The 24,426-nt window shown below is 36.3% G+C and carries 22 protein-coding genes and 2 tRNA genes; all 24 read right to left on the bottom strand.

What is annotated here, in order from left to right; all coding sequences use genetic code 11:
• Positions 1-34: 34 nt before the first annotated feature.
• Positions 35-910 carry a redox-regulated molecular chaperone HslO gene (gene hslO / locus KI369_RS01535; RefSeq protein ID WP_087931145.1) on the bottom strand — a complete coding sequence of 292 codons (876 nt, stop codon included), beginning with the start codon at positions 908-910 and terminating at the stop codon, positions 35-37.
• 6 nt (positions 911-916) lie between these two features.
• Positions 917-1,705 (bottom strand): type III pantothenate kinase, encoded by a 789-nt coding sequence (locus KI369_RS01530; protein ID WP_000578367.1) that lies wholly within the window; start codon positions 1,703-1,705, stop codon positions 917-919.
• A 224-nt stretch (positions 1,706-1,929) separates the two neighbouring features.
• The gene (ftsH, locus tag KI369_RS01525; RefSeq protein ID WP_212954848.1) at positions 1,930-3,831 is read right to left on the bottom strand and encodes an ATP-dependent zinc metalloprotease FtsH; all 1,902 of its coding nucleotides are present in this window, start codon (positions 3,829-3,831) and stop codon (positions 1,930-1,932) included.
• An 85-nt stretch (positions 3,832-3,916) separates the two neighbouring features.
• Complete coding sequence (hpt, locus tag KI369_RS01520) at positions 3,917-4,459, bottom strand: hypoxanthine phosphoribosyltransferase (RefSeq protein WP_000981838.1); 543 nt, start codon at positions 4,457-4,459, stop codon at positions 3,917-3,919.
• Positions 4,456-5,886: a tRNA lysidine(34) synthetase TilS gene (gene tilS, locus KI369_RS01515; protein WP_212954847.1), complete on the bottom strand. Its 1,431-nt coding sequence runs from the start codon at positions 5,884-5,886 to the stop codon at positions 4,456-4,458. Before tilS ends, hpt begins: the two co-directional genes overlap by 4 nt.
• 219 nt (positions 5,887-6,105) lie before the next feature.
• Complete coding sequence (gene spoIIE, locus KI369_RS01510; RefSeq protein ID WP_212954846.1) at positions 6,106-8,577, bottom strand: stage II sporulation protein E; 2,472 nt, start codon at positions 8,575-8,577, stop codon at positions 6,106-6,108.
• A 260-nt stretch (positions 8,578-8,837) separates the two neighbouring features.
• Positions 8,838-8,909: transfer RNA gene (locus KI369_RS01505), tRNA-Glu, on the bottom strand.
• 13 nt (positions 8,910-8,922) lie between these two features.
• Positions 8,923-8,996: transfer RNA gene (locus tag KI369_RS01500), tRNA-Met, on the bottom strand.
• A gap of 161 nt (positions 8,997-9,157) precedes the next feature.
• A complete protein-coding gene (locus KI369_RS01495; RefSeq protein WP_016085299.1) occupies positions 9,158-9,640 on the bottom strand; it encodes a S1 domain-containing RNA-binding protein in 483 nt (160 codons plus the stop codon).
• An 87-nt stretch (positions 9,641-9,727) separates the two neighbouring features.
• Positions 9,728-10,087: a cell division protein DivIC gene (gene divIC, locus KI369_RS01490; protein ID WP_212954845.1), complete on the bottom strand. Its 360-nt coding sequence runs from the start codon at positions 10,085-10,087 to the stop codon at positions 9,728-9,730.
• Complete coding sequence (gene yabQ, locus KI369_RS01485) at positions 10,084-10,737, bottom strand: spore cortex biosynthesis protein YabQ (protein WP_076542792.1); 654 nt, start codon at positions 10,735-10,737, stop codon at positions 10,084-10,086. The genes divIC and yabQ overlap by 4 nt, the downstream gene beginning before the upstream one ends.
• The gene (yabP, locus tag KI369_RS01480) at positions 10,734-11,042 is read right to left on the bottom strand and encodes a sporulation protein YabP (RefSeq protein WP_001059101.1); all 309 of its coding nucleotides are present in this window, start codon (positions 11,040-11,042) and stop codon (positions 10,734-10,736) included. The genes yabQ and yabP overlap by 4 nt, the downstream gene beginning before the upstream one ends.
• A 58-nt stretch (positions 11,043-11,100) precedes the next feature.
• On the bottom strand, positions 11,101-11,376 hold the full coding sequence (locus KI369_RS01475) for an RNA-binding S4 domain-containing protein (protein WP_001234876.1): 276 nt from the start codon (positions 11,374-11,376) through the stop codon (positions 11,101-11,103).
• 14 nt (positions 11,377-11,390) lie between these two features.
• Positions 11,391-12,851 carry a bifunctional methyltransferase/pyrophosphohydrolase YabN gene (gene yabN / locus KI369_RS01470; RefSeq protein ID WP_212954844.1) on the bottom strand — a complete coding sequence of 487 codons (1,461 nt, stop codon included), beginning with the start codon at positions 12,849-12,851 and terminating at the stop codon, positions 11,391-11,393.
• A gap of 12 nt (positions 12,852-12,863) precedes the next feature.
• Positions 12,864-14,465 carry a putative polysaccharide biosynthesis protein gene (locus tag KI369_RS01465; RefSeq protein WP_212954843.1) on the bottom strand — a complete coding sequence of 534 codons (1,602 nt, stop codon included), beginning with the start codon at positions 14,463-14,465 and terminating at the stop codon, positions 12,864-12,866.
• Between the two features lie 230 nt (positions 14,466-14,695).
• Positions 14,696-15,232, bottom strand: a complete 537-nt coding sequence (gene spoVT / locus KI369_RS01460; protein ID WP_000648302.1) for a stage V sporulation protein T — start codon at positions 15,230-15,232, stop codon at positions 14,696-14,698.
• A gap of 136 nt (positions 15,233-15,368) precedes the next feature.
• Positions 15,369-18,899: a transcription-repair coupling factor gene (gene mfd, locus KI369_RS01455; protein WP_212954842.1), complete on the bottom strand. Its 3,531-nt coding sequence runs from the start codon at positions 18,897-18,899 to the stop codon at positions 15,369-15,371.
• Between the two features lie 105 nt (positions 18,900-19,004).
• Positions 19,005-19,229: an anti-sigma-F factor Fin family protein gene (locus KI369_RS01450; RefSeq protein ID WP_000399441.1), complete on the bottom strand. Its 225-nt coding sequence runs from the start codon at positions 19,227-19,229 to the stop codon at positions 19,005-19,007.
• Positions 19,230-19,299: 70 nt separating this feature from the next.
• Positions 19,300-19,860 (bottom strand): aminoacyl-tRNA hydrolase, encoded by a 561-nt coding sequence (gene pth, locus KI369_RS01445; protein ID WP_306467498.1) that lies wholly within the window; start codon positions 19,858-19,860, stop codon positions 19,300-19,302.
• A gap of 72 nt (positions 19,861-19,932) precedes the next feature.
• Positions 19,933-20,886, bottom strand: a complete 954-nt coding sequence (locus KI369_RS01440; protein WP_000107420.1) for a ribose-phosphate diphosphokinase — start codon at positions 20,884-20,886, stop codon at positions 19,933-19,935.
• A gap of 18 nt (positions 20,887-20,904) precedes the next feature.
• The gene (gene glmU, locus KI369_RS01435; RefSeq protein ID WP_061678915.1) at positions 20,905-22,284 is read right to left on the bottom strand and encodes a bifunctional UDP-N-acetylglucosamine diphosphorylase/glucosamine-1-phosphate N-acetyltransferase GlmU; all 1,380 of its coding nucleotides are present in this window, start codon (positions 22,282-22,284) and stop codon (positions 20,905-20,907) included.
• A gap of 325 nt (positions 22,285-22,609) precedes the next feature.
• Complete coding sequence (spoVG, locus tag KI369_RS01430; RefSeq protein WP_000454041.1) at positions 22,610-22,903, bottom strand: septation regulator SpoVG; 294 nt, start codon at positions 22,901-22,903, stop codon at positions 22,610-22,612.
• A 152-nt stretch (positions 22,904-23,055) separates the two neighbouring features.
• Entirely contained in the window at positions 23,056-23,430 is a 375-nt protein-coding gene (locus tag KI369_RS01425; RefSeq protein WP_212954840.1) for a RidA family protein, read from the bottom strand.
• 124 nt (positions 23,431-23,554) lie between these two features.
• Positions 23,555-24,403 (bottom strand): pur operon repressor, encoded by an 849-nt coding sequence (gene purR, locus KI369_RS01420; RefSeq protein WP_061678916.1) that lies wholly within the window; start codon positions 24,401-24,403, stop codon positions 23,555-23,557.
• Positions 24,404-24,426: the final 23 nt, after the last annotated feature.

The following is a 24,426-nucleotide window of genomic DNA, read 5'->3' as shown; positions in this document are numbered from 1 at the left end:
TCTATTTAGAGGGGGAATCCCCTTAATTTCCTTATTACAAATTCTCAATTAAATTTGTAATATCTTCTTTAGAGAACTTGTATCGCTCATTACAGAAATGACAATGAACTTCTGTTTCTTCTTCTTCTTCACGAACTTGCTCTAACTCCGTTTTACCTAAACTAATTAACACACTTTCAATACGTTCGCGTGAACATGTGCAATTAAATTGAACATCCATCGTTTCTAATACTTTTACTTTATCTTCTCCAAGAACTGCATACAGTAACTCTTCTGGAGAAAGCCCTTGTTCGATCAACGTTGATACAGGAGGAATCTTCTGCAAACGATCTTCAATAAATGAAATTGTTTCTTCCTGTGCACCTGGCATAATTTGAAGAATAAATCCACCTGCAGCTAATATACTGTCATCTCCATTTACAAGAACACCAACACCTACAGAAGAAGGCGTCTGTTCAGAGACTGCGAAATAATACGTAAAGTCTTCCCCTAATTCTCCGGAAACGATTGGGGATTGACCGATAAATGGCTCACGCATACCAATATCTTTAATTACTGTTACAAAACCTTCTGTACCTACCGCTTGATATACACGTAATTTCCCTTGTTCCGTTCCTTCAAAGTCAACATGTGGATTTGTTACATAACCACGCACATCCCCATTTGCATGAGCATCTACTAAGATAGGACCAATCGGGCCATTACCTTCTACCTTAATCGTCAGCTTTTGGTCGCCTTTTAACATTGCACCCATCATTGTACCTGCAGTTAAAGAACGACCAAGTGCCGCTGAAGCTGTTCTCCATGTATCATGACGTCTTTGCGCCTCACTTACTGTATTTGTAGTACGTACACTATATGCACGCACTTCTCCATCAAACGCTAACGCTTTTACTAAATAATCTTTCATACTTATTTATTCACCTTTCTCATGCTGTAAATTTGCATTACGCTCGTATAACATATACAAACCTTTTAATGTTAAGAATGGATCTACAACATCAATTACATTCGATTCTTCTGAAATTAATTTCGCCAATCCACCTGTTGCAATAACTTTCGGTTCTTGTTTAGCTTCCTCTTTCATACGCTTAACAATACCTTCCACTTGTCCAACATATCCATAAAGAATACCAGATTGCATCGCACTTACTGTATTCTTTCCAACGACACTGCTTGGTTTTGTAATTTCAATACGAGGAAGTTTTGCCGCTCTACTATATAAAGCTTCTGCTGAAATCATAATTCCCGGCGTAATAACCCCACCCATATAATGCTTTTCTTCGTTAATATAACAATATGTAGTAGCCGTACCGAAATCGACAATAATAAGCGGACTTCCATATAAATGGATTCCTGCTACTGCATTTACAATTCGGTCCGCGCCTACTTCACGTGGATTTTCATATTTAATATTTAGCCCTGTTTTTATTCCAGGACCTACTACAAGCGGTTTAATTTTAAAATACTTTTCACACATGCGCTCTAAAGCAAACATAATTGGTGGTACGACTGAAGACACGATAATACCTTTTACATCTTCAAACGAAAGACCTTCATGCTCAAGCAACTGCTTTACAAGCATTCCATATTCATCTTCTGTCTTATGACGATCTGTTTCCATGCGCCAATGTTGACGAAGTTCCCCCTCTTCAAACACGCCTAGTACAGCATTTGTGTTCCCTACATCCAATACAAAAATCATATTCTCACCACTTATCTTATTTAATCTATATTTGTGTAGTATGTATAAAACTTATAAAAACATCATATCACACATACTTATATAATCAGCTTTTCTATCCTCATCATTTTACAAAAAGATTACGCCCTATTTCAATTTTTAATACCCGATTTATTTAAATTCTTTTCCACTTCATTTCGTTCCACAAATAAAAAAAGGAGTGACCATCGTCACTCCTTCATCTCTTACTTCTCTTCTGATTCTTCATCGTCCTTCTTCATGTTGATGTTTACTTTCACATCAGCTGAAGACGTTGGACGTTCTGGCAATCTGCCGTAATCACATAAATGATTGATTTGCTCTGCATCTAACGTTTCCACTTCAAGTAGCGTTTTCGCAATAAGATCTAGTTTATCACGATTTTCAGTAAGAATTTCTTTCGCACGAGCATAACAATCTTTCATAATCGTTTGCATTTCCACATCGATTTCATGTGCAATTGCATCACTGTAGTTTTGTTCTGAATGGAAGTCTCTTCCTAAGAACACTTGACCACCTTGTGAACTACCAAATTGCATCGGTCCAAGCTTATCACTCATACCGAATTCCGTAACCATACGTCTTGCAATGCCAGTCGCACGTTGGAAGTCGTTGTGAGCACCTGTACTCACTTCACCAAATACAATCTCCTCAGCCACTCGCCCACCAAGTAAACCAGTGATTTTATCCAGTAACTCTGGTTTTGTCATGAAGTAACGATCTTCTTTCGGAAGCATTACTGCATATCCACCAGCTTGACCACGAGGGACAATTGTTACTTTATGAACGACATCAGCTTCATCAAGAACAACACCAATTACAGTGTGGCCCGCTTCATGGAAAGCAACGATATTACGTTCTTTTTCAGAGATAACACGACTTTTCTTAGCAGGACCTGCAATAACGCGATCCGTCGCTTCATCAATGTCACTCATATCAATTTTCTTCTTATCTTGACGCGCAGCCACTAAAGCGGCTTCGTTTAATAAGTTTTCAAGATCGGCACCAGAGAATCCTGGTGTACGAGTTGCGATTGCTCTTAAGTTGATATTCTCATCAAGCGGTTTATTACGAGCATGTACTTTCAGTACAGCTTCACGACCATTTACATCTGGACGATCTACTGTAATCTGACGGTCAAAACGACCTGGACGTAATAATGCTGGATCAAGAATATCAGGACGGTTTGTCGCAGCGATGATAATAATACCTTCGTTTGCACCGAATCCATCCATTTCAACAAGTAATTGGTTCAACGTTTGCTCACGCTCATCATGGCCACCACCAAGACCTGCGCCACGTTGACGACCTACCGCATCAATTTCATCAATGAAAATGATACAAGGAGCATTTTTCTTTGCATTTTCGAATAAATCACGTACACGTGATGCACCGACACCGACAAACATCTCTACGAAGTCAGAACCACTGATAGAGAAGAACGGAACGCCCGCCTCACCTGCAACAGCACGTGCTAATAAAGTTTTACCTGTACCTGGAGGTCCTACTAATAGAACACCCTTCGGAATACGGGCACCAACTTCAGCGAACTTACGAGGGTCTTTCAAGAATTCAACTACCTCAACAAGCTCTTGTTTCTCTTCATCCGCTCCAGCAACATCTCTAAAACGAACTTTTTTCTTTTCGTCATTATATAACTTCGCCTTACTTTTCCCGAAGTTCATAACACGGCTACCGCCGCCTTGAGCTTGGTTTAATAAGAAGAAGAATAAAATGAAGATAATAACAAACGGAATGATAGAAGTGAAGAATGTTACCCAAGCACTTGTTTCTTCTGCTGGTTGATACTTAACTTCAGCACCTTGCGCTTTGTCATTAATTTTCTTTTGTAATTCCTCAGTATTTGGTGCATAAGTAACAAATTGTTCTCCTTGGCTAGAGTTGTTAAATTGTCCTTTTACCTCAAATACACCATTTTTCGGTTGAAGTTGCACATTACGCACTTCACCTTTTTCTAGTTTAGTAATGAATTTATCGTAGCTAACTGATGTCGTTTTTTGTGTCGAACCATTAAAATAGCTCACGATTCCAATTACTACTAGGAATATCAGTAAATAAAAGATGGTATTACGGAAGATACGATTCATTCCTAACCTCCTCTCACGGCATAAACACTATAGTAAATCGTAACATAGAAAAACTTTCCTATACAATTGTGACGCCTGTATTTAATTAATTTGAGTAAACGCTTGGTTTTAATACTCCTACATAAGGAAGATTACGGTACTGCTCTTTATAATCTAATCCATACCCTACAACAAATTCATGCGGTACAGTAAATCCAACATAATCCGCTTTCAAATCTACTTTACGACCTGTTGGCTTATCTAATAACGTAACAATTTTTACAGATTTCGCTTTACGATATTTAAATAGGTCTACTAAGTAGCTTAGCGTAAGACCACTATCAATAATATCTTCAACGATTAAAATATCGCGACCTTCTACAGAAGTATCAAGGTCTTTTAAAATTTTCACTTCGCCTGTTGAAACAGTAGAGTGACCGTAACTAGATACAGCCATAAAGTCCATTTCAAGATATGTATCTGTTCTCTTTAATAAATCTGCCATGAATGGCATTGCACCCTTTAATACACCGATTGCAAGAGGTACTGTATTTTTATAATCCTCTGCAATAATTGCACCTAATTCGAGCACCTTTTCTTGTATTTGTTCTTCAGAAATTAATACTTTTTCGATATCTTGATTCATCATTTCATTATCCTCCCGGAAGACTCCTTGCTTTTGTAGTGAATAATCATATATTTATCCTTCTTTGCCGTCTCTTTCGAGATAGCAAATGCAGATCGCTTCAACAAGGGTATCCAAATAATATTCCCACTTGCATCACAAACGACCGGCCATTCTTCTCTTTTTTCTCTTGGTACTTTTGCCTCGATAAAAATAGCTTTTATCTTTTTGGTGCCATTCATACCTTGTATTGACATGCGATCTCCATTTTCTCTAGACCGAATACGAAGTGGATATGATATATCATTATACTTAGCAACAAATACTGTTTCATTCATGTTACTTGGTATATCTTCGCTCACCTCTGTTACAAGCTTATCCCCGTTCGATAGCGTAATTGCCCCGGGTACTGATAAATCTTGCAAAAAAGGAGAAACAATTTCTTGTTTAAATCCAAAGCTACACTCCTCGTATGTGCGGACAATTTTTAAATCACCTGGGAAATCAAGTGAACCCGAAGGTTGTGTCCGTTTAAAAAATTCAATCACTTTGTCAATATGTATAGAGGAAAGAGAAGATGGAATCTTATATTCATAAAGATAGTTTAATATTAGTTGAATCCCTCTTCTTTGTAAAGGCATAGACATGGATTCAAAGGCAGGAATTGATATGCTAATTTGTTTATCACTTTTTTTTGTAATTACTTTATTCATTTTCTCAAAAGCTAATTCCTGCAAATACGCCTCATCCTCTTGCAACTGCATGCTAAATTTTTGGAATTTCTCATGCACTTGTGAATTTTCTTCTTTCAAATGCGGAAGGACATATTTACGTAATCGATTCCTTGTATATACTTCCTTTTTATTACTTGGATCTATACGAGGAATTATTTTTAGCGCATTACAGTAATCAACAATTTCTTCCTTCGTTACTCCAAGTAACGGCCTAATTAAATATCCATTATGAAAAGGACGCTTCACTGCAATGCCTGCATATCCTTTCGGAGTACTCCCTCGCACAAGGCGCATTAAAATCGTTTCTACTTGGTCATCACCATGATGTCCAAGAGCTACATATCTCGCATCATATTTCTTCATTATTCTTTCCAAAAATGCATATCTGCATTCTCTAGCAGCAACTTGTGCATTCATCCCGTATTGCTGTTGATATTGCGACACATTAATCCTTATCGTTTCGCAAATAACTCCCAGTCCCTTACAAAGGTCCTGCACAAACTGTAGGTCCTCATGAGATTCATCACCTCTAAACATATGATCCACATGTGCCACTACAATTTCAAACTGTTTTGCTGCTCTTTTTTCTAACAAATAATATAGAAGAGCCAAAGAGTCAGGACCACCAGAAACCCCTACAACAATTGTTGAATGTTCCTTTAATACATCATGCTGCTTTACAAAGTCATCTACCTTTTCAACAAATGTATCTTTCAACTTCGTAATCACCTTTCATTAAACAAGAACAGCAACGTTAGTTACCTTGTTTATAATGGTACAACTTTTACAAACATTGTGCAAAAAAAAGATATACAAAAATCACATTTTTATCTTACATCATCCGTACATATTCACAAAAATAATAACATTCCCTTTTAAAGCAAAAAAACCTAGGCATACACCTAGGTTTTTAGAAAGAAACATCAAACTTAAAGTTTATTGCGCCTGCATTCCTACAATTGGAATCGTAGCCCACTTCGGCATATTTTTCTTCACTTTCGCTACAACAATAGTCATATCGTCATTTATATAACCATCACTCGAGCGAATCACCTCTTCCATAATGATATCAGCAATTTCTTGTGGATCTTCGGTTTGTAATTCTTTAATTTTTCGTTTCATCCATAGTTCATGATTCTCCACATGTTGCGCTCCCTCAAAAATCCCATCGCTCATCATAATAAGAATATCGCCCGTTTTTAATTGTTCACCCACTACATCAACTTCAACATCCTCAATAATCCCCATCGGCAAATTACTTGCCTCAATTTTCAAAATATTATTTGCGCGTTTAACGAAACTTGGCGTCGATCCAATCTTTAAAAATTTCGCACTCGCATCCCGCAAATCTACCATAGCTAAATCTAACGTCGTAAACATCTCTTCTGTTGTTCTTAAAGAAAGAATAGAATTGATAGATTTAATCGCTATTTCTTCATCGATGCCTGATTGAAGTATTTTTTGTAATAATTTTACCGTTTCTTTACTCTCCATATGAGCCCTTTGCCCATTTCCCATACCATCACTAATTGCAAGGGCATATTTACCGACACTTAAATCCATCATCGCATAGGAATCACCCGAAACAAACCCACCGCCTTTTGCAGCTGTAGCCAAGCCCGTATCAAGAGAATACGTTTTTGCTGAACCAAATGATATTAAACTGTGTCCGTTTGGATAAGAAGATTTTTCTTCATGTTTAACAACTATATTTTCCTTTAGAATATCAGAAAGCATCGGCGCAACTAACTTTTCACATTCTCCATGTTCATTAGATGCAACTGGAATCAGCATTTCAATATCAATACTTCCTCTATCTAAACAATATATATCAACATGCTCTACTTCTACACCAAAATCACGAAACGCTTGCAGAATCTGTTCTTCCTGTACTTGATGATTTTCTCTTTCCCTTTGTATCTCCTTAGCAAAATCCTCCATAACTTTTGATACACCTAATAGTTGCTCCGCTACTATTCTACGGTTTTCTTTCATTTGTTTTCGCAATTTTTGCCCCTCATAGAAATGATCTAATTCACCTGCTACTAAATCCGTCACTTTCTTCCCTCTCACACAATGCTTGTCCCATTCACGGACTAACTTCCGATTATGCTGCAACGTCCCCTCTTCCGTTTCGCTCATTATTTGTTTCATATAATCATACGTTTTGTCGAAATTAACTACCCAGCATTGGTCCTTTTTAAAGCATGTTTGACATGTTTTTGCAGTAATTGTACTTAAGAACAAATCTGCCTCTGTCTCTTTATCTTCCTCCTCCACATACCCATATACAGAAAAGCTATTAGATAAAGCAGCAAATACATTAGCAAATTGATTAATTTTATTCGCTGTAACATCACGCATCCTTCTTAAATACTGTTGTTGATCTTGCGAATGTTCCTGTGTGCCCGGCATGAATTTAGCAATACGATCCATAACAAGTTTCGGCGTTAATAAGAAGAAAGTAATCGCCACACCGGATTCAATTAAAGTTGTCACAATGTTTGTTTGCTTGTCTACATACAGCGTAATCAAGCTTGTCCCAATTAATAAACCTAAACTAACACCTAAACGCTTCCCTTCTTTTAACAAACCACCAAGCAACCCGGAAAAAGCAAGCAGACTAAGTTGAGACAAACTGGAGACATTGGCTAAACTTAATATTAGTCCAGTGACGACCCCCACTGTAGATCCTGTAGCAGCCCCCGCGATAAATGCAAACACAAGCACTAAATACCTAGTAAAAATATGTTGAATAGAAGCGTCATATACAAACCAATCTGTTGTACCTGTTAAAACAGATGCTAGTAATATAATTAAACAAACAATTTCTTCTGTCTCTAGCGCTTGTTGTTTACCTTTTCGTTCAACTAAAAGCGGAACACTTTGTAAAAATATCATAGTTAATACGAAGCTAAGCCCTGCCTCGATCGTACTAACGAGTAAATCGTACATGGTAACAGTTTGTTGCGCAAAATATACGACAACTAAATGTGCAGTTAATGCGGAGATAAATACTTGGAATGGCACAAGTCCGACAGTTTTACGTGTAAACCGACTAAAGAAGATATTATAAATGAAGAAAGTAAAAATAGATGCAAAGGTAAAGAATAAATTATCTATCGAAACTGAAAGTGCTCCCCCCATTAGAGCCAAGAACGCGAGCGGCATTTTATCCCGCTTCATAACATAAACAGCAGCAAAAAATGGCAGTGCAAACGGTAAAATGTTTGTTAATATATATGCTCGTCCCAAAAGAAAACCAATAACAACAATAATAAATCCCCATCTAAAGAAAACTTGTTCAAACTTCATTCGCAACTTACTCGTCCACTTTACTGCTCCAAGCTGACTCTCATTCATTGCCAATGCACTTGTATTCATAGTATTCCTTCCTGCTTTAGGCATATTTTTAACACCACCTGCATAGTTTAATTACTGTCATTATAAAAGATGATTATTGGGATTTTTGTCAAAACAACAGTTTTCACTTTTATAATCGTTCGACTTTTTATTCGAAATAACTCTACATATATACACGGTATGTAATTTATTCTCAATATTTTAATTGAAGATTCAGAAAATATAGGGTGATTTTGTAGAAGTGTTGTATGTCTTAATTTATTTAATAAAAAAAGATCATGCAAATTTGCATGATCTTTTTAGGATGACCCGTACGGGATTCGAACCCGTGTTACCGCCGTGAAAGGGCGGTGTCTTAACCACTTGACCAACGGGCCGTTAAATTAAATATAGCGGCGGAGGGGATCGAACCCCCGACCTCACGGGTATGAACCGTACGCTCTAGCCAGCTGAGCTACACCGCCATGTCGTCTTATTTAACGGACAATTAGTATCTTACCTCAGATACATTTTAAAGTCAACACATCTTGAAAAAATTTTAAAAAAATATATTTTTACATATAAAAAAGCACCCCGAGCAATCGCCCTGGGCACCTCTCTATATGCTAAGAATTAAACGTTCTTATTATCCGCGACGTGCGCCACGGCCACCACGTTTAGATTCTGTGTTACGCTTTAAAGAAGTTAAACGATCTTCGCTATCCTTTAAGAAACGTGCCATCTTTTGCTCGAATGTTTCTTTTGGAGCTCGTTCGTTACCGCCGCCACGGTTATCTCTGTTGAAAGAGCGATTACGTTGTGGACGTCCAGAACGTTGTTGATCGCCACCGCGTTGGTATTCACCACGTGGACGATCTCCTTCTGTTTTTTCACGCTCTTTCGCTTTTTTAATAGATAGACCGATCTTACCATCTTTTTCAACGTTAATAACTTTTACTTCTACTTGGTCGCCCACTTTTAAGTGATCGTTAATATCTTTCACATAATTATCAGCAACTTCACTAATATGAACAAGACCCGTTAAGCCTTCTGGCAGCTCCACAAAAGCCCCAAAATTTGTAATACCTGTTACTTTACCCTGTAACTTGCTGCCTACCTCGATTGACATAAAAAAAATGCTCCTCCTTAGTGGTTAAAAAGTCAAATTTTACTTTATTATATATAATCCTAAAATATAGTGTCAATAAGACATACTCTACTTAGAAACAGGAAAAATTATCTCCCCTTTTCCAGAGAAGAAATAATCCCTTCTAGCAATCTTTAATACGTACTCTTCATCACTTAACTTTTGAACTTCGTCTTTCAGACTCTTTTCTTTATTCGTTAATGAATCCAGTTCTTTTTTCATGTCCTTAACTTTTGCTTCTTTTGCTCTAATGGAACTGTTTTGTTGATAAAACGTTACACTAATACTCGCAATAATTGTAAAAGCAAAGACAAGAAAAACCGCTAAACGGCGATAAAGTCGCTTCCTGTTCTCATCCGTTTGTATTATATGCTCTTTAACAGGATTTGGACTCTGTTTTTCGATTGTTCTTTGTCTCAGTTCCCTCATTTCCGAGGTCCCCCTAACTTCTTTTTTATACGCTCCCATAATTGGAAGATGTGTCCCTTCAATTTTGCTATATATTGCAGGAACCCTACATGCTTCATTATAAAAAGTTTAACACGATTAGGGAGAAGTTTCCATATGAGCGAAGCAATAAATCGAACAGGCCAGAAAAAAACTTTCCATATGAAAAGTAATATCCAAATCACCATTTTCCATAACACATGTCCAATTGAAAGCAGTATACGAAATAAGAATAATATAAATGCAATAAATAGCTGCGCTATAATAATAACAGGTTTTATCATGAGTAGCTTTATAATTTGAACAAAAAAATGTGTTGTTTGCATAAAAATATAGATGAGAAAATTTAACAGTTTCATGTATAGTGCTTTCAATAAGCTTTGATACGCCGCAAAACCACATAATAATGCCAAAAATACATATATACGTAGTTCAGCTTCATTTACAAGAAGCAATACGTAAAAGACGAATAATGCTTGGACAATCCAAAATAGTATATCATGTATAAATACAAGCCAACGTTTACGTTCCTGACGATTTAAAAATCGCTGGTATGTATCTAAAGACGCTCCAATCCAAGCACCCATTCCAATCATTGAGAGCATCGTATACAACTGAATTGTTAGACTCATTTAAACAACTTACTAAAGAAACCTTTAGTTTTCTCCCCTTGATTCTCATCAATATACAACATCTCATGAACTTTACCTTTAATCGATACAACACCTTTTTCTACATCTAAATTTTTCATTTGCAAATTTTGACCACGAATTGTTAAAAAGCCCATTACGGTCTCAAGTAAAAACTCTTCGCTATCAAAACTCTCTACCTGCTTTACACCGGTAATATCAATTACACGCCTGCCACGCATAATAATATCATGTTCTACAGAAACATTTTGTTGATTAGAAGACATAGGTGAGTAACCATTATTCACGTAAATCCCCCCATACATTTATACTAGCTAATAGTAATGTATGAAGGGGTAATGGATTTTAGAACAAGCCTTCTTCAGCCTTTACTTTTTCTTCACGAACTAAGCTATACATATTTGCTGCATCTTCTTTTTTAGTCGTTTCTTTCAATTCATTTATTTTTACAGTTACTATTTTTTGACCAAAACGAATTGTTAATTCATCAGCTACTTTCACATCTGAACTTGCTTTTGCCACTTGGCCATTAATTGATATTCTTCCTTGATCAGCTACTTCTTTCGCTAACGTTCTTCTTTTAATTAAACGTGATACTTTTAAAAACTTATCTAGACGCATATTAAATCCCCCTATTAACGCTCTGTTTGTTTTGCCTCTTCCCATAAAACATCTAACTGCTCTAATGATAAATCTTGCATCTCTTTATTCATTTCAGCTACCTTTGCTTCCATGTATAAGAAACGACCGACGAATTTCTCATTCGTTGAATGTAACGCCTCTTCTGGATCTATTTTATAATGACGAGCTATATTAACAAACGCAAATAGTAAATCGCCAAATTCACCTAACATCTTCGCTTCATCCATGTTTGTGACTTCTTGTTGGAACTCTTGCCATTCTTCTAAGGCTTTCTCTATCATCGGTTGTACATCAACCCAATCGAAACCAACCTTGCCAGCTTTTTTCTGGATTTCATAAGCGCGTAGTAACTGTGGCAAACTTTTTGGAACTCCATTTAAAACAGACTCTTTTACGAATCCTTTTTCTTGTTTTTTAATTTCTTCCCAATTAGCAAGTACTTCATCGGCGTTATTTACATCTGTATTCCCGAATACATGCGGATGGCGACGAACCATTTTCTCAGATAAAGTTCGAATAATATCATCTATAGAGAACCAACCTTCATCTTCCCCGATTTGGGCATGCAGCATAACTTGTAATAATACATCACCCAGTTCTTCTACTAAGTGATCATCATCCTCTTCATCAATCGCTTCCAACACTTCATAAGCTTCCTCAATTAAATACTTCTTTAAAGATTGATGTGTTTGCTTTTTATCCCACGGACAACCATTCGGTCCACGAAGGTCTGCAATAATTTCTCTAAGCACATCAAATTGTTGATACAAGGACGCACGTTCCTGAACTGGTGGTACATATACACTCGTTAAATTATTCAACTCCGTTTCATGATCTAACATGTACAACGGTACCTTTTTAACTTGTTCAAATGAAGTCCCTGCAGCTGTTACGATATATACTTCATAATCATCTGGCAGCATCTCCATTAATGTTAATTTCACATCAGATGCAACGAATGCGTCATATACTTGGCAAAAGATTAAATGTTGACGTAATTCTAATTGTCCTCTTTCAAATGATGTGGCGTCAATTAATTGGAATCCTTCAATCGGATCAATCTTTAGACTTGCAAACATCGGATCAAGGAAACTTTGTCCACCTTCAATACGTACTTCAACATTCGCTACTTCGCCTTTTTCCAACAATAACTGAACCGTTCTTTCCGCTACAAGCGGATGCCCCGGAACGGCATAGATGATTTCTGCGCCTTCAGCTTGTTCTAGTAATGTATTCGCAATTGTTTCATATACAATTTCAAACGTATCATGCGCTTCATACACACTGTCAAAAGCTGTATATTGTATACCTTCTTTCTCCAATTCTTCTATAACGGGATGTTCCTTCGTTCTAACAAACATGTGATCTGCTTCTTTTATTTTTCGATATACACCCATCGTTAACTGATCTAACTCACCAGCACCTAATCCTAAAATAGTAATGATTCCACTCACAACCTGCCACCTCTATCCACTCTTCTTCAAAGAACCTTCTTTTTTCTCTTTTTTCATAACGGTTCCTATTTCCGCTTTTGTAAATACACGTAATTTTAAAATTAAAAACACATATGCCAATCCGCCGATAGCTACACCTAACAACGCCTCAATTGTCGCGATTCCTCTATCTTCCGTATCAATTACTAATCCAGACATTTGCATCACACGCATAAACATTATTAATACAAATCCCATACCGATACCACTAATAACTACACCTAACATATTACGTTTATCGATGAGCGATTCAGATACGGCTTGCATAAGTAATGTACTATTTAACACAGAAATTACAATTAACGCAACGAGTGTTGCGATTGCAGCTCCCTTCACACCAAAATACGGCATTAATATATAATTTAAAGCTAACTTTAAACAACCCCCAAATATAACGAATATTGCTGGTTTTAATGTTTGTCCTAACCCTTGCAAAATAGAAGCAGTTGTAATCGACAATGAACTAAATAAAATAGATAAAGATAAAATGGATAAAACATCTGACCCATTACTATTTTCAAACAGCATAATATTCGTAGGCTGAATAATACAAGTTAATCCAATGGCCGCTGCAAATCCAATAACAAATGTTATTTTCATCGCTAACTTTACCTTTTCTCGAATAAAGGAAAGATCTCCTCTTTCCTTAGCCGCTGTAATGATCGGAATAAGCGACAACGAGAAAGAAGTTGTCACGACAGTCCCTAATTGCATAAGAGGGATACTTCTGTCATACACACCTTTTAATACCTTTGCACTTTCAGCTGGCTCTCCCGCCCCAATAAGTAAAGAATAGAAGGAAACAGAATCAGCCATTTGTATAAAAATAAGAACTAAGTTACTAATACAAATCGCCAAACCCTGCCAAAACAGAATTTTAATGATCCTCTTTTTCCCCTTAATTCTCTTTACACTTTTGAAGAATATAGAACGAAAGTCATGACGCATATAAAGTACAAGTACGATAATCCCAATCAGTCCGCCTGCGATTGAACCTAACATAGCACCTGCACCGACTGTATATAAATCAAATTCATGAGCAATTAGGAATAGAGATAAAAATACAATAATCGAAACACGAATCGTTTGTTCTATCACTTGCGAAACAGCTGTTGGCATCATATTATTGAACCCTTGAAAATACCCTCTTGCTACAGATAAAAACGGCATCAATATGAACGAAAAGGAAATAACACGTAATAGCTTATCTAAATGTATATCGCCCATGGCTGTTGCAATTGCTTCGGCACCAAAGAACAATGCAAAAAAGCCTATGAAGCCAATCCCTAATAAAAACCAAAACGATACACAAATAATTTCTTCCGCTTCTTTTTGTTTCCCTCGCTCTAATCGTTCCGCAACCATTTTTGAAATTATAATGGGGAACCCATAAGTAGCTAAAATTAAACAAAATCCATAAAAGGGATAAATTTGTTGGTAAATATAAAAACCAATATCACCCGCTATATTTTGATATGGAATACGGTAAAAAGCGCTTAATACCTTTGTAACAAAACTTGCGATTGTTAATATAATAGCCCCACGCCAAAAGGCTTGATACTTCTTCGATTCCATACAAGAAAACTCCTTTTTCTATTCTCACCCCTCGTATTATATCATAAAGAAAAGAACAAACTCCCTTACCTACACGAGTAATCATACGTTCGTGCCATGCTAGAAATGTTCAACGAAAAAAGGTAGCAAAGCGCTACCTTCATTCAATATACATATATCTCCAAATAATTGATTTCTCAAGAAGAAATATCATAATTAGGAAAAATTGCTACTTCTAAAATTATGCACCCTTACTGTTCCATTTGTTTCGCTAAGAAACTTGCAGCAGTATTGACCGCTTTATGCTCAATTTCGCTTATAATTGCTTCTTTTGAAAAAATAATGACAGCTCCAATTGGATCACCATTTGCAACAATCGGCCCAACTGTATAAGAATGAACCTTTTCTGTTACACCATCAATAATGGAAATATCGCTTTCGTCCGTCATAATAACAGACTTTCTTTCTTCCATCGTTTTTTCAATTAGATCGCCAACACTTTTGTTTAAGTATTCTTTTTTGGATACGCCTGATACCGCGATAATAGAATCTCGATCGCATACAAGCACATTATGTCCTAAGCTATCATATAAAGCGTCTGCATATTCTTTTGCAAAATCACCTAATTCGCTAATTGGAGAGTATTTCTTTAAAATTACTTCTCCATCGCGATCAACAAATATTTCTAGTGGGTCTCCTTCTCGAATACGTAAAGTTCTACGAATTTCCTTCGGGATTACTACCCTACCTAAATCATCAATTCGACGTACGATTCCAGTTGCTTTCATTCTAATGCTGCCTCACTTTCTACTGATGATCAAAGTGGTGAATTTACCTGTTCATGTAAAAATCACCAACTGTTAGACATAGTATTTTACACATTAGTTCTTCTATGCACGCCGAATTGTATTTTTTTATCTTATATTAGGCATTTATGACTTCTTTTTTTACATCTGGTAGGCCTTTTAATAAATTTTCAGCAATTGTTAACCACTTCGATGTCTCTAAGCCATTGGTTTTCATAACGATTTTCAATTGTGACCCTTCCATTCCTAAACCAATCATACGTCCAAAACTATTTCCAAGCATGAATAATTTTCCGCCATCAATATTTTGACTTGCTTGTTCCGAGAACAGAATCGTTACTTCAAATTTATTTTGCTTAATTAACTCAATTTGTTCTTTCATTGCCAATACTTTAATATTTGCAATTTGTAATAAGTAACCAACTTCTTGCGGGTAATCACCAAATCGATCTATCATCTCTTCCTGCAATTCTTCAATATCTTCAATTGCAGAAACACCTCTAAATTGTTTATACATCATAATTTTTTGTTTACTATCTGAAATATAAGCATCCGGTAAATATGCATCTACTTCTAAATCAATTTCAACATTAACTGTATTTTCAACCCCGTCTGTTCCTCTACGCTGTTCAATTGCATCTTTTAACATTTGAGAATATAGATCAAATCCGACGGAATCAATAAATCCGTGCTGTTCGGCTCCTAACAAGTTACCTGCACCACGAATGGATAAATCTCTCATCGCAATTTTGAAACCTGATCCAAGTTCTGTGAACTCTTTAATAGCTTGCAGACGCTTCTCTGCCACTTCAGATAACACTTTATCTCGTTTGTATGCAAAGTATGCATATGCAACACGATTAGAACGGCCAACGCGCCCACGAAGCTGATACAACTGCGATAATCCCATACGATCTGCATCAAATACAATTAACGTATTTACATTCGGAATATCTACACCCGTCTCAATAATTGTTGTACTTACAAGAACATCATGCTGCCCTTCTAAAAACGATAGCATAACAGACTCTAATTCACTTTCGTTCATTTTCCCATGCGCATACGTTACACGCGCGTCTGGAACTAACATCGAAATTTCATCTGCTTTTCTTTCAATATCCTCCACGCGATTATATAGGAAGTAAATTTGCCCACCTCTTGCAAGCTCTCGTTCTATCGCTTCTCGTATTAAAGCTGGATTATACTCTACTACATACGTTTGGACTGGGAAACGATTTTCTGGTGGTGTCTCAATAACAGATAAGTCACGTACACCAAGCATAGACATATGGAGTGTACGCGGAATCGGGGTTGCCGTTAATGTTAATACGTCAACATTTGCTTTTAATTGTTTAATTTTTTCTTTATGCGTTACACCAAATCTTTGTTCTTCATCAATAATAAGAAGACCTAAATCTTTATAAGTAACATCTTTAGATAAAATACGATGCGTTCCAATTACAATATCTACCGTACCATCTCTTAAGCCTTTAATTGTTTCATTTTGCTGTTTTCTCGTACGGAACCTACTTAATAATCCTATATTGATTGGATAATCTTGAAAACGCTCCCGAATTGTTTCATAGTGTTGTTGTGCAAGGATCGTTGTCGGCACTAAAATTGCAACTTGTTTTTCATCCATAATCGCCTTAAATGCCGCACGGATAGCTACTTCCGTCTTTCCATATCCTACATCACCACAAAGAAGCCTATCCATCGGACGTCCACGTTCCATATCTTTCTTAATCTCTTCAATAGAACGCAATTGATCCTCGGTCTCTTGATACGGGAAAGAAGATTCAAATTCTTGTTGTTCTGCCGTATCTGGTGTATATGCATAACCCTTTGAAGCTTCGCGTTCAGCGTATAGCTTAATTAGGTCATCCGCAATGTCTTGTACAGATTTTTCAACTTTCGTTTTGACCTTTTTCCAGTCATTTCCGCCTAATTTATAAACTTTCGGATCCTTACCTTCAGATCCTACATATTTTTGCACTTGGTCAATTTGTTCAATTGGAACGTATAACTTATCATTACCTTGATATTTAATATTCAAGTAATCTTTATGAACACCATTAATCTCTAATGTCTCGATACCTAAGAATTTACCTATACCATGATTTACATGAACTACATAATCTCCAACTTTTAATTCCGAATAACTTTTAATACGTTCGGCATTAGATAATTTTTGCTTACGTTGTGATTTTTTAACTTTCTTATGAAAAAGTTCTTTTTCAGTAATAACAACAAGCTTTTGCATCGGCATTTCAAATCCTGCATGTAAATCACCTACAGCAATTTGTAACCTTCCAGGCAATAATATATCTGTGCCCTCTACGATATCTGCCTCAATATCATAATCACTTAAAATATGTTGTAGTTTTTTTACACGTTCATCATCAGTCCCGAGCACAACAGTCGTAAAATGTCCTTCGTTCCATCTATCAATTTCAGTTTTCAACAACTGCATCTGCCCATGGAAATCTTGCATTGTTTTACATGTCACATTCACAATGTTTTGCGGATGTGTATGTGCTATATGACGTAAGAATAACGTTAAATATACAAAACTTCTTTTTTTATGATGCAGAAATTCCTCAAATGAGTGTGAGAAAGATAAATCTTGAATAATTGTTCCCTCACCAAGAAGTGATATATACCATTCCGCCTCTTCCGTTTCAAGATGTGATGCTGTTTCTTGAATACGGGAAATCTCATCTAAAATTACAACACCATCTTCTGGTAAATAATCTATCAGACTAGCAGGTTCGTTATAGAAAATAGATAAGTATTTAAACATCTGTTCTATACTTTGCCCGTTTTTTAACATCTCAATTTCATGACTTACCGTCTCAAGCACTGTAGTCTTCAATTTATCATCGGAAAGTTTTTGCATCGTCTTAGTCAAGCCTTCCTCAAGACGCTTAATTCCCGACTTCAATTCTTCCTGTGAGAATAAAAACTCTGTTGCTGGACCAAATCTAACACTTTCTTTTTTATCTTGAGAGCGCTGCTCATCCACATCGAATAATCGAATAGAATCAACTTCTGTGTCGAAAAATTCAATACGAAATGGTAACTCTTCAGTTAATGGATAAATATCTAATATTCCCCCGCGCAAACTGAACTCTCCAGGAGCTTCTACCATTGACTTACGCTCATAACCAATATGATGTAAAGTATGCAAGAATGTATCTAAATCAATCTCTTGCCCTAGATTGATTTCGATTTGCCTTTGTTTCCACAACTCTTTCATTGGTAAAAACCTACGTAGTCCTGCAACTGGGGCTACAATAATCCCATTCTCTCCTGCAGCTAAACGATTCAATACTTCAATACGTTGCGCCTTCAATTCTGGGCTTGCAACACCAATTTCTGATGCTATCAATTCATTTACTGGGTATAGCCACACATCTTTTTCACCAAGTAACGCCACTAAATCTTCATGCACCTTTTGTGCTTGATATAAATTATGCGTCACAATAAGTTGTGATTTTTTTGTTTTTTTATATAAGGCCGCCATTAATAATGAACGAGAAGAGGTTGCCATACCTGATACAAGTTGTTCTTTTAAACCATCTTCTAGTCCATTAATAACCGATTGGATCTCTTCATTTTTATAAAATTGCTCTAATAAACCTATCATTTTCAAAACCCCTCTCAACATAAAGAGCAAGCCACTACATTTTATGCAAATATTTCGGAAAAAGAAAACAGAAAAATGCTTTGGACATGCCAAAGCGACAACATTTTATTGCAGAAATTTTTCATATTCATAATACTCAGGATAAGATGCAAGCGTTTCTTGACACGATTCACAAATCGTTTTTATGTATATATTTCCATTCTCATGAAAATGAATCATCTCTACTACTTCTTGCTCTGTTAGTTGAAATAAAACGTCGCTATACACTTTTTCTGCAGTAACGGAGCCTACATTACTCCCGCAATGTCTGCAATAATAATATCCTTCCATACTAGCCTCCTAAAAGTCCAATTACTGCTAGTATGGGTAAAAATAAGACAAAATATCCCCAATTATATCCTTAACTATTGAAGGTATTCATAATTTGAAGAAAAGGTTTATTTAACCATTCTTCACATGCATCCGCTGCTTTTTCAATAGAATGATTCACATCAGGAATTTCTTCTGATGTAAAACGTCCTAATACGTAATCTACTACCTTCATGCCATTTTTCGGACGATCAATTCCCATGCGGATGCGTTGGAACTCTTGTGTTCCTAAATGTGAAATTGTTGATTTCACACCATTATGTCCACCAGCACTACCTTTCATACGAAGGCGTAATTTACCTACAGGGATGTCTAAATCATCGTACAGAACAACGAAGTCCTCTACATCAATTTTATAGTAATCCATGAGTGGACGAATACTTTCCCCAGATAAATTCATATATGTAAGTGGCTTTAATAAGATTACTTTTTCTCCATTAACAAATCCTGCACCAAATACTCCTTTAAATTTTTGTTCATTCAAAGAAATATTCCAACGTCTTGCAAGTTCATCAATCGCCATAAATCCAATATTATGCCTTGTTAATTCATATTCTCTACCCGGGTTCCCAAGTCCTACTATCAATTTCATTCTTGTACCACTACTTTCTTTTTTCGATACGAAAAGACGTAACCAATCTTGGTTACGTCTCATTCTATCCAATTAATTGAATAATACACTTACAGATTCTTCTTCGTATACACGAATAATTGCTTCTCCGATTAGTGGAGCAACTGAAAGTTCATGTACTTTGTCGATTTTCTTCTCTTCTGGTAATACGATAGAGTTCGTTACAACTAACTCTTTAATATTTGAGTTTTGGATACGCTCAATTGCTGGACCAGATAATACTGGGTGTGTACAGCAAGCATATACTTCAGAAGCACCGTTCTCAACAAGAGCGTTTGCTGCTAATGTAATTGTACCAGCTGTATCAATGATGTCATCAATTAAAATTGCTGTTTTACCTTCAATATTACCGATAATGTTCATTACCTCTGATACGTTCGGACGAGGACGACGCTTATCAATAATAGCGATTGGTGCTTTTAGGCGATCTGCCATTTTTCTAGCACGAGTTACCCCACCGTGGTCAGGTGACACGATTACGATATCTTTAAGACCTTTTGTTTCAAAGTAATCTGAAAGAATCGGTACACCCATTAGGTGGTCGATTGGGATATCAAAGAACCCTTGAATTTGTGGAGCATGTAAATCTAGAGTGATTACACGAGTTGCACCTGCTGTTTCAAGCAAGTTTGCTACAAGTTTCGATGTAATTGGTTCACGAGAACGCGCTTTACGGTCTTGACGCGCATAACCATAGTAAGGAATAACAATATTAATTGTTTTTGCAGATGCACGCTTTAATGCATCGATCATAATAAGTAATTCCATGATATGTTCGTTTACTGGGAAGCTTGTAGATTGAATAATGAATACATCGCAACCACGGATACTTTCTTCAATGTTAATTTGAACTTCTCCATCACTAAAACGATCAACAGAACATTTTCCTAGTCCTACTCCAATGTGCTTTGCAATTTGCTCAGCAAGTTCCTTATTAGAGTTTAAAGAGAATACTTTCAAATTAGAATTTAGATATTGAGTCGACATCTAGATTAACCCTCCACATTATGATTTTTTCTTATTCAGCAATTGATCAACATAGTCTTCTTTGTTAACTTGACGTGCACGTGCTACAGATAATGCTTTTGATGGAACATTCTCTGTAATTGTAGAGCCTGCTGCCACATAAGCACCATCTTCAACTGTTACAGGAGCAACAAGGTTTGAATTACATCCAATAAATACCCCGTTACCAATCACAGTTTTGAATTTATTCTTACCGTCATAGTTCACCGTAATTGAACCACAACCAAGATTCACGTCTTCTCCAACTTGTGCATCCCCGATATAACTTAAGTGTGAAGCTTTACTTCTATTACCAAAAACAGTTTTTTTGATTTCCACGAAGTTTCCAACGCGTACTTCATCTCCAATAACCGAATCTGGGCGAATATGTGCAAATGGACCAACCGATACTTCTGTACCAAGTTTACTATCATGTACAGTAGATTGACGAATTGTCGTACGATCTCCAATTTCACTATCGCGAATTACTGTATGCGGTCCAATTTCACAATCAGAGCCAATTACAGTGTTTCCCTCAATAATTGTTCCTGGATGAAGAACTGTATCACTACCGATAATTGCATCAGCAGAAATATACGTGTTACTTGGATCAATAATCGTAACACCATTTACCATGTTCTTTCGGTTGATACGGTTTTTCATAATAATTTCCGCTTGCGATAGAGCGACTCTGTCGTTAACACCTAACGTTTCATCGAAGTGCTCTGTTTGATAAGCCGATACAATATGACCTTCATTTTTTAAAATCTCAATAACATCTGGCAGGTAATATTCACCTTGTACGTTATCATTTGAAACTTTAGAAAGTGAAGCGAATAAAGCTTTATTATCAAAACAATACGTACCTGTATTGATTTCTTTAATAGCTAATTCTTTCTCATTTGCATCCTTATGCTCAACAATCTTTTCAACATGACCATTCTCATTACGAACGATACGACCATATCCAGCAGGCTCTTCTATGTAAGCTGTTAGCACCGTTGCCATTGCCCCTGCTTCTTTATGTTGCTGAAGCAATGATTCCATCGTTTCAGCAGTTATTAGCGGCGTATCACCACAAATAACTAAAGTTGTTCCTTCTTCATTTGCAAGTACACTTGCAGCTTGATCTACAGCATGCGCTGTACCAAGTTGTTCTGCTTGTAATGCAAACTCACTTACGTTTCCTAGCTGTTCTTGTACCATTTCAGCACCATGTCCTACGACTGTTACAAGTTTCTGCAATCCTAATTGAGATACTTGATCGACAACATGTTGTACCATAGGTTTTCCACATACAGGATGAAGCACTTTGTATAGCTTAGACTTCATACGTGTGCCTTTACCTGCAGCTAGAATCACTGCAAATCTGTTTGACATATAGACCCTCCATCGCAACCTATTTATCCATTAACGATATTATCCTAAATCATCATATATTTCAAGAAACACATTTTAACTATTAAATTTTACCATAATTCTCATACGATGTTTTACTCTTTAGTATCTTTTTTAAGAAATAAGCTATACTATTTAAATTGATTTTGAAAAAATTAGAAGTTCCCCTCTTCATTTTGATAAATTCTGAATTTTCCGCACGTTAAATGTATAAAACTACAAAAAAAAAACAAACTCCTGTAAATGCTTACAGGAGTTTGTTGCAAAATTATAGGGCTTTCTTAAAAAAACCCTTTTCATTCGAATTTTACGAAGCACCCGCTTCTTCAAACTCAACCTCTTCTAACTCGCCTAAACGATGATACTCTGTTAAAACCGCATCTTGAATTTTAGAGCGTGTGCCAGAATTAATTGGATGTGCAATGTCACGGAATTCTCCATCTGGAGTACGTTTACTTGGCATTGCTACAAATAATCCATTATTACCATCAATTACACGAATATCATGAACAACAAATTCATGGTCTAGAGTAATAGAGGCAATTGCTCTCATGCGGCCTTCTGTGTTTACGCGGCGTAATCTTACGTCAGTCACTTCCATCTTGTGTTCACCACCCTTTTCTAAATAAGCGATATATTTGTATAAATTCCACAAAATTTCTATTTTCCCTTTAATTTTTTAAAAATTTTTAAGATAAAAATTTTTAATGTAATTGAATATAGAGATTAGTGGAGGTTATCGCTTACAAAGAACTACTTAACAAGGGCAATTACTTCGATTTCAACTGAAACATCTTTCGGTAATTTTGCTACTTGTACACAAGAACGAGCTGGCTTATGAGTAGAGAAATAAGAGCCGTATACTTCATTAACAGCATTAAAATCATCCATATCTTTTAAGAATACTGTTGTTTTTACTACTGAATCAAATGAAGCACCTGCTTCTTCTAATACCGCTTGTAAATTTTGAAATACTTGCTCTGTTTGTACTATCACGTCTCCTGCTACAAGCTCTCCACTTGCAGTTAATGGAATTTGTCCTGAACTGTAAAACATATTATTTACAATAATCCCTTGTGAATATGGTCCAATTGCTTGTGGTGCATTGTTTGTTTGAACAACTTTCATATTTTTTCACCCTTTTATTATTTATTTTTACTCTTTAAAAATAGTGCAGGAAAAGCTGTTTGTCCATCTATTTTATAATTTATAAATAGAATAAAAAAAAGATAAAGCGATCTGCTTTACCTTTTTACTCAGCCTCTACAAGCCCTTCATCAAATGGCGCCAGTGAATAATTCCCCTTTTCCACTTGAATCGCTTTTTCTTTCACATCAACTTCTGATAGACGAATTAATGATACAAAATTATTAATTAGTCTTTCTTCAATATCCGTGGATTCTACTAATACACCAATACCAACAACATTAGCCTTGAACTCTTCTAACATACTCATCATACCTTGAATTGTCCCGCCAGCTTTCATGAAGTCATCAATAATTAAAACATTTGACCCTTCTGGAAGGCTACGCTTTGCTAACGTCATTGTTTGAATTCGCTTAGAAGAACCTGATACATAGTTAATACTAACAGTTGGGCCTTCTGTTACCTTATTATCTTTTCTTGCAATTACTACCGGTACATCTAAGTAATTTGCCACCGCATAAGCAAGTGGAATCCCCTTCGTTGCTACCGTCATAACCGCATCAATTGGTTGCCTAGCAAAAACAGAAGCAAACAAACGACCTGCGCCATTAATATGACGAGGATTACTTAAAAGATCTGTCATATATAAGTAACCACCGGGTAAAATACGACCTGGATTTTCAAATAGGCTACAAAGCTCTCCAATAATGAGATCTGCCTCTTCCGCACTTATATATGGTATATATTTCACTCCTCCTGCTGCTCCTGGTATCGTTTGCAATGTGCCGACCCCTTGTTGTTCAAACGTTTGCTTAATAATAACTAAATCTTCACTAATGGAAGACTTAGCTGATTGATACCTTTCAGCAAAAAAAGTGAGAGAAACTAGCTGACGAGGATTTTGTAACAAGTAATACGTCATATCGACTAATCTTGTACTTCGTCTAATTTTCATACTCTCACCTCAAATCACGAATA

This window comes from Bacillus sanguinis, from assembly GCF_018332475.1.
GTDB lineage: Bacteria > Bacillota > Bacilli > Bacillales > Bacillaceae_G > Bacillus_A > Bacillus_A sanguinis.
This window is presented reverse-complemented; position numbering and strand designations above follow the sequence as displayed.

What these genes read in the sequence shown, in the direction of transcription:
- hslO (WP_087931145.1), bottom strand. Translation starts at nt 910, where the DNA reads ATGAAAGATTATTTAGTAAAAGCGTTAGCGTTTGATGGAGAAGTGCGT.
- KI369_RS01530 (WP_000578367.1), bottom strand. Translation starts at nt 1,705, where the DNA reads ATGATTTTTGTATTGGATGTAGGGAACACAAATGCTGTACTAGGCGTG.
- ftsH (WP_212954848.1), bottom strand. Translation starts at nt 3,831, where the DNA reads ATGAATCGTATCTTCCGTAATACCATCTTTTATTTACTGATATTCCTA.
- hpt (WP_000981838.1), bottom strand. Translation starts at nt 4,459, where the DNA reads ATGATGAATCAAGATATCGAAAAAGTATTAATTTCTGAAGAACAAATA.
- spoIIE (WP_212954846.1), bottom strand. Translation starts at nt 8,577, where the DNA reads ATGCCTAAAGCAGGAAGGAATACTATGAATACAAGTGCATTGGCAATG.
- KI369_RS01495 (WP_016085299.1), bottom strand. Translation starts at nt 9,640, where the DNA reads ATGTCAATCGAGGTAGGCAGCAAGTTACAGGGTAAAGTAACAGGTATT.
- divIC (WP_212954845.1), bottom strand. Translation starts at nt 10,087, where the DNA reads ATGAGGGAACTGAGACAAAGAACAATCGAAAAACAGAGTCCAAATCCT.
- yabQ (WP_076542792.1), bottom strand. Translation starts at nt 10,737, where the DNA reads ATGAGTCTAACAATTCAGTTGTATACGATGCTCTCAATGATTGGAATG.
- KI369_RS01475 (WP_001234876.1), bottom strand. Translation starts at nt 11,376, where the DNA reads ATGCGTCTAGATAAGTTTTTAAAAGTATCACGTTTAATTAAAAGAAGA.
- KI369_RS01465 (WP_212954843.1), bottom strand. Translation starts at nt 14,465, where the DNA reads ATGGAATCGAAGAAGTATCAAGCCTTTTGGCGTGGGGCTATTATATTA.
- spoVT (WP_000648302.1), bottom strand. Translation starts at nt 15,232, where the DNA reads ATGAAAGCAACTGGAATCGTACGTCGAATTGATGATTTAGGTAGGGTA.
- mfd (WP_212954842.1), bottom strand. Translation starts at nt 18,899, where the DNA reads ATGATAGGTTTATTAGAGCAATTTTATAAAAATGAAGAGATCCAATCG.
- KI369_RS01450 (WP_000399441.1), bottom strand. Translation starts at nt 19,229, where the DNA reads ATGGAAGGATATTATTATTGCAGACATTGCGGGAGTAATGTAGGCTCC.
- pth (WP_306467498.1), bottom strand. Translation starts at nt 19,860, where the DNA reads ATGAAATTGATAGTAGGACTTGGGAACCCGGGTAGAGAATATGAATTA.
- KI369_RS01440 (WP_000107420.1), bottom strand. Translation starts at nt 20,886, where the DNA reads ATGTCGACTCAATATCTAAATTCTAATTTGAAAGTATTCTCTTTAAAC.
- glmU (WP_061678915.1), bottom strand. Translation starts at nt 22,284, where the DNA reads ATGTCAAACAGATTTGCAGTGATTCTAGCTGCAGGTAAAGGCACACGT.
- spoVG (WP_000454041.1), bottom strand. Translation starts at nt 22,903, where the DNA reads ATGGAAGTGACTGACGTAAGATTACGCCGCGTAAACACAGAAGGCCGC.
- KI369_RS01425 (WP_212954840.1), bottom strand. Translation starts at nt 23,430, where the DNA reads ATGAAAGTTGTTCAAACAAACAATGCACCACAAGCAATTGGACCATAT.
- purR (WP_061678916.1), bottom strand. Translation starts at nt 24,403, where the DNA reads ATGAAAATTAGACGAAGTACAAGATTAGTCGATATGACGTATTACTTG.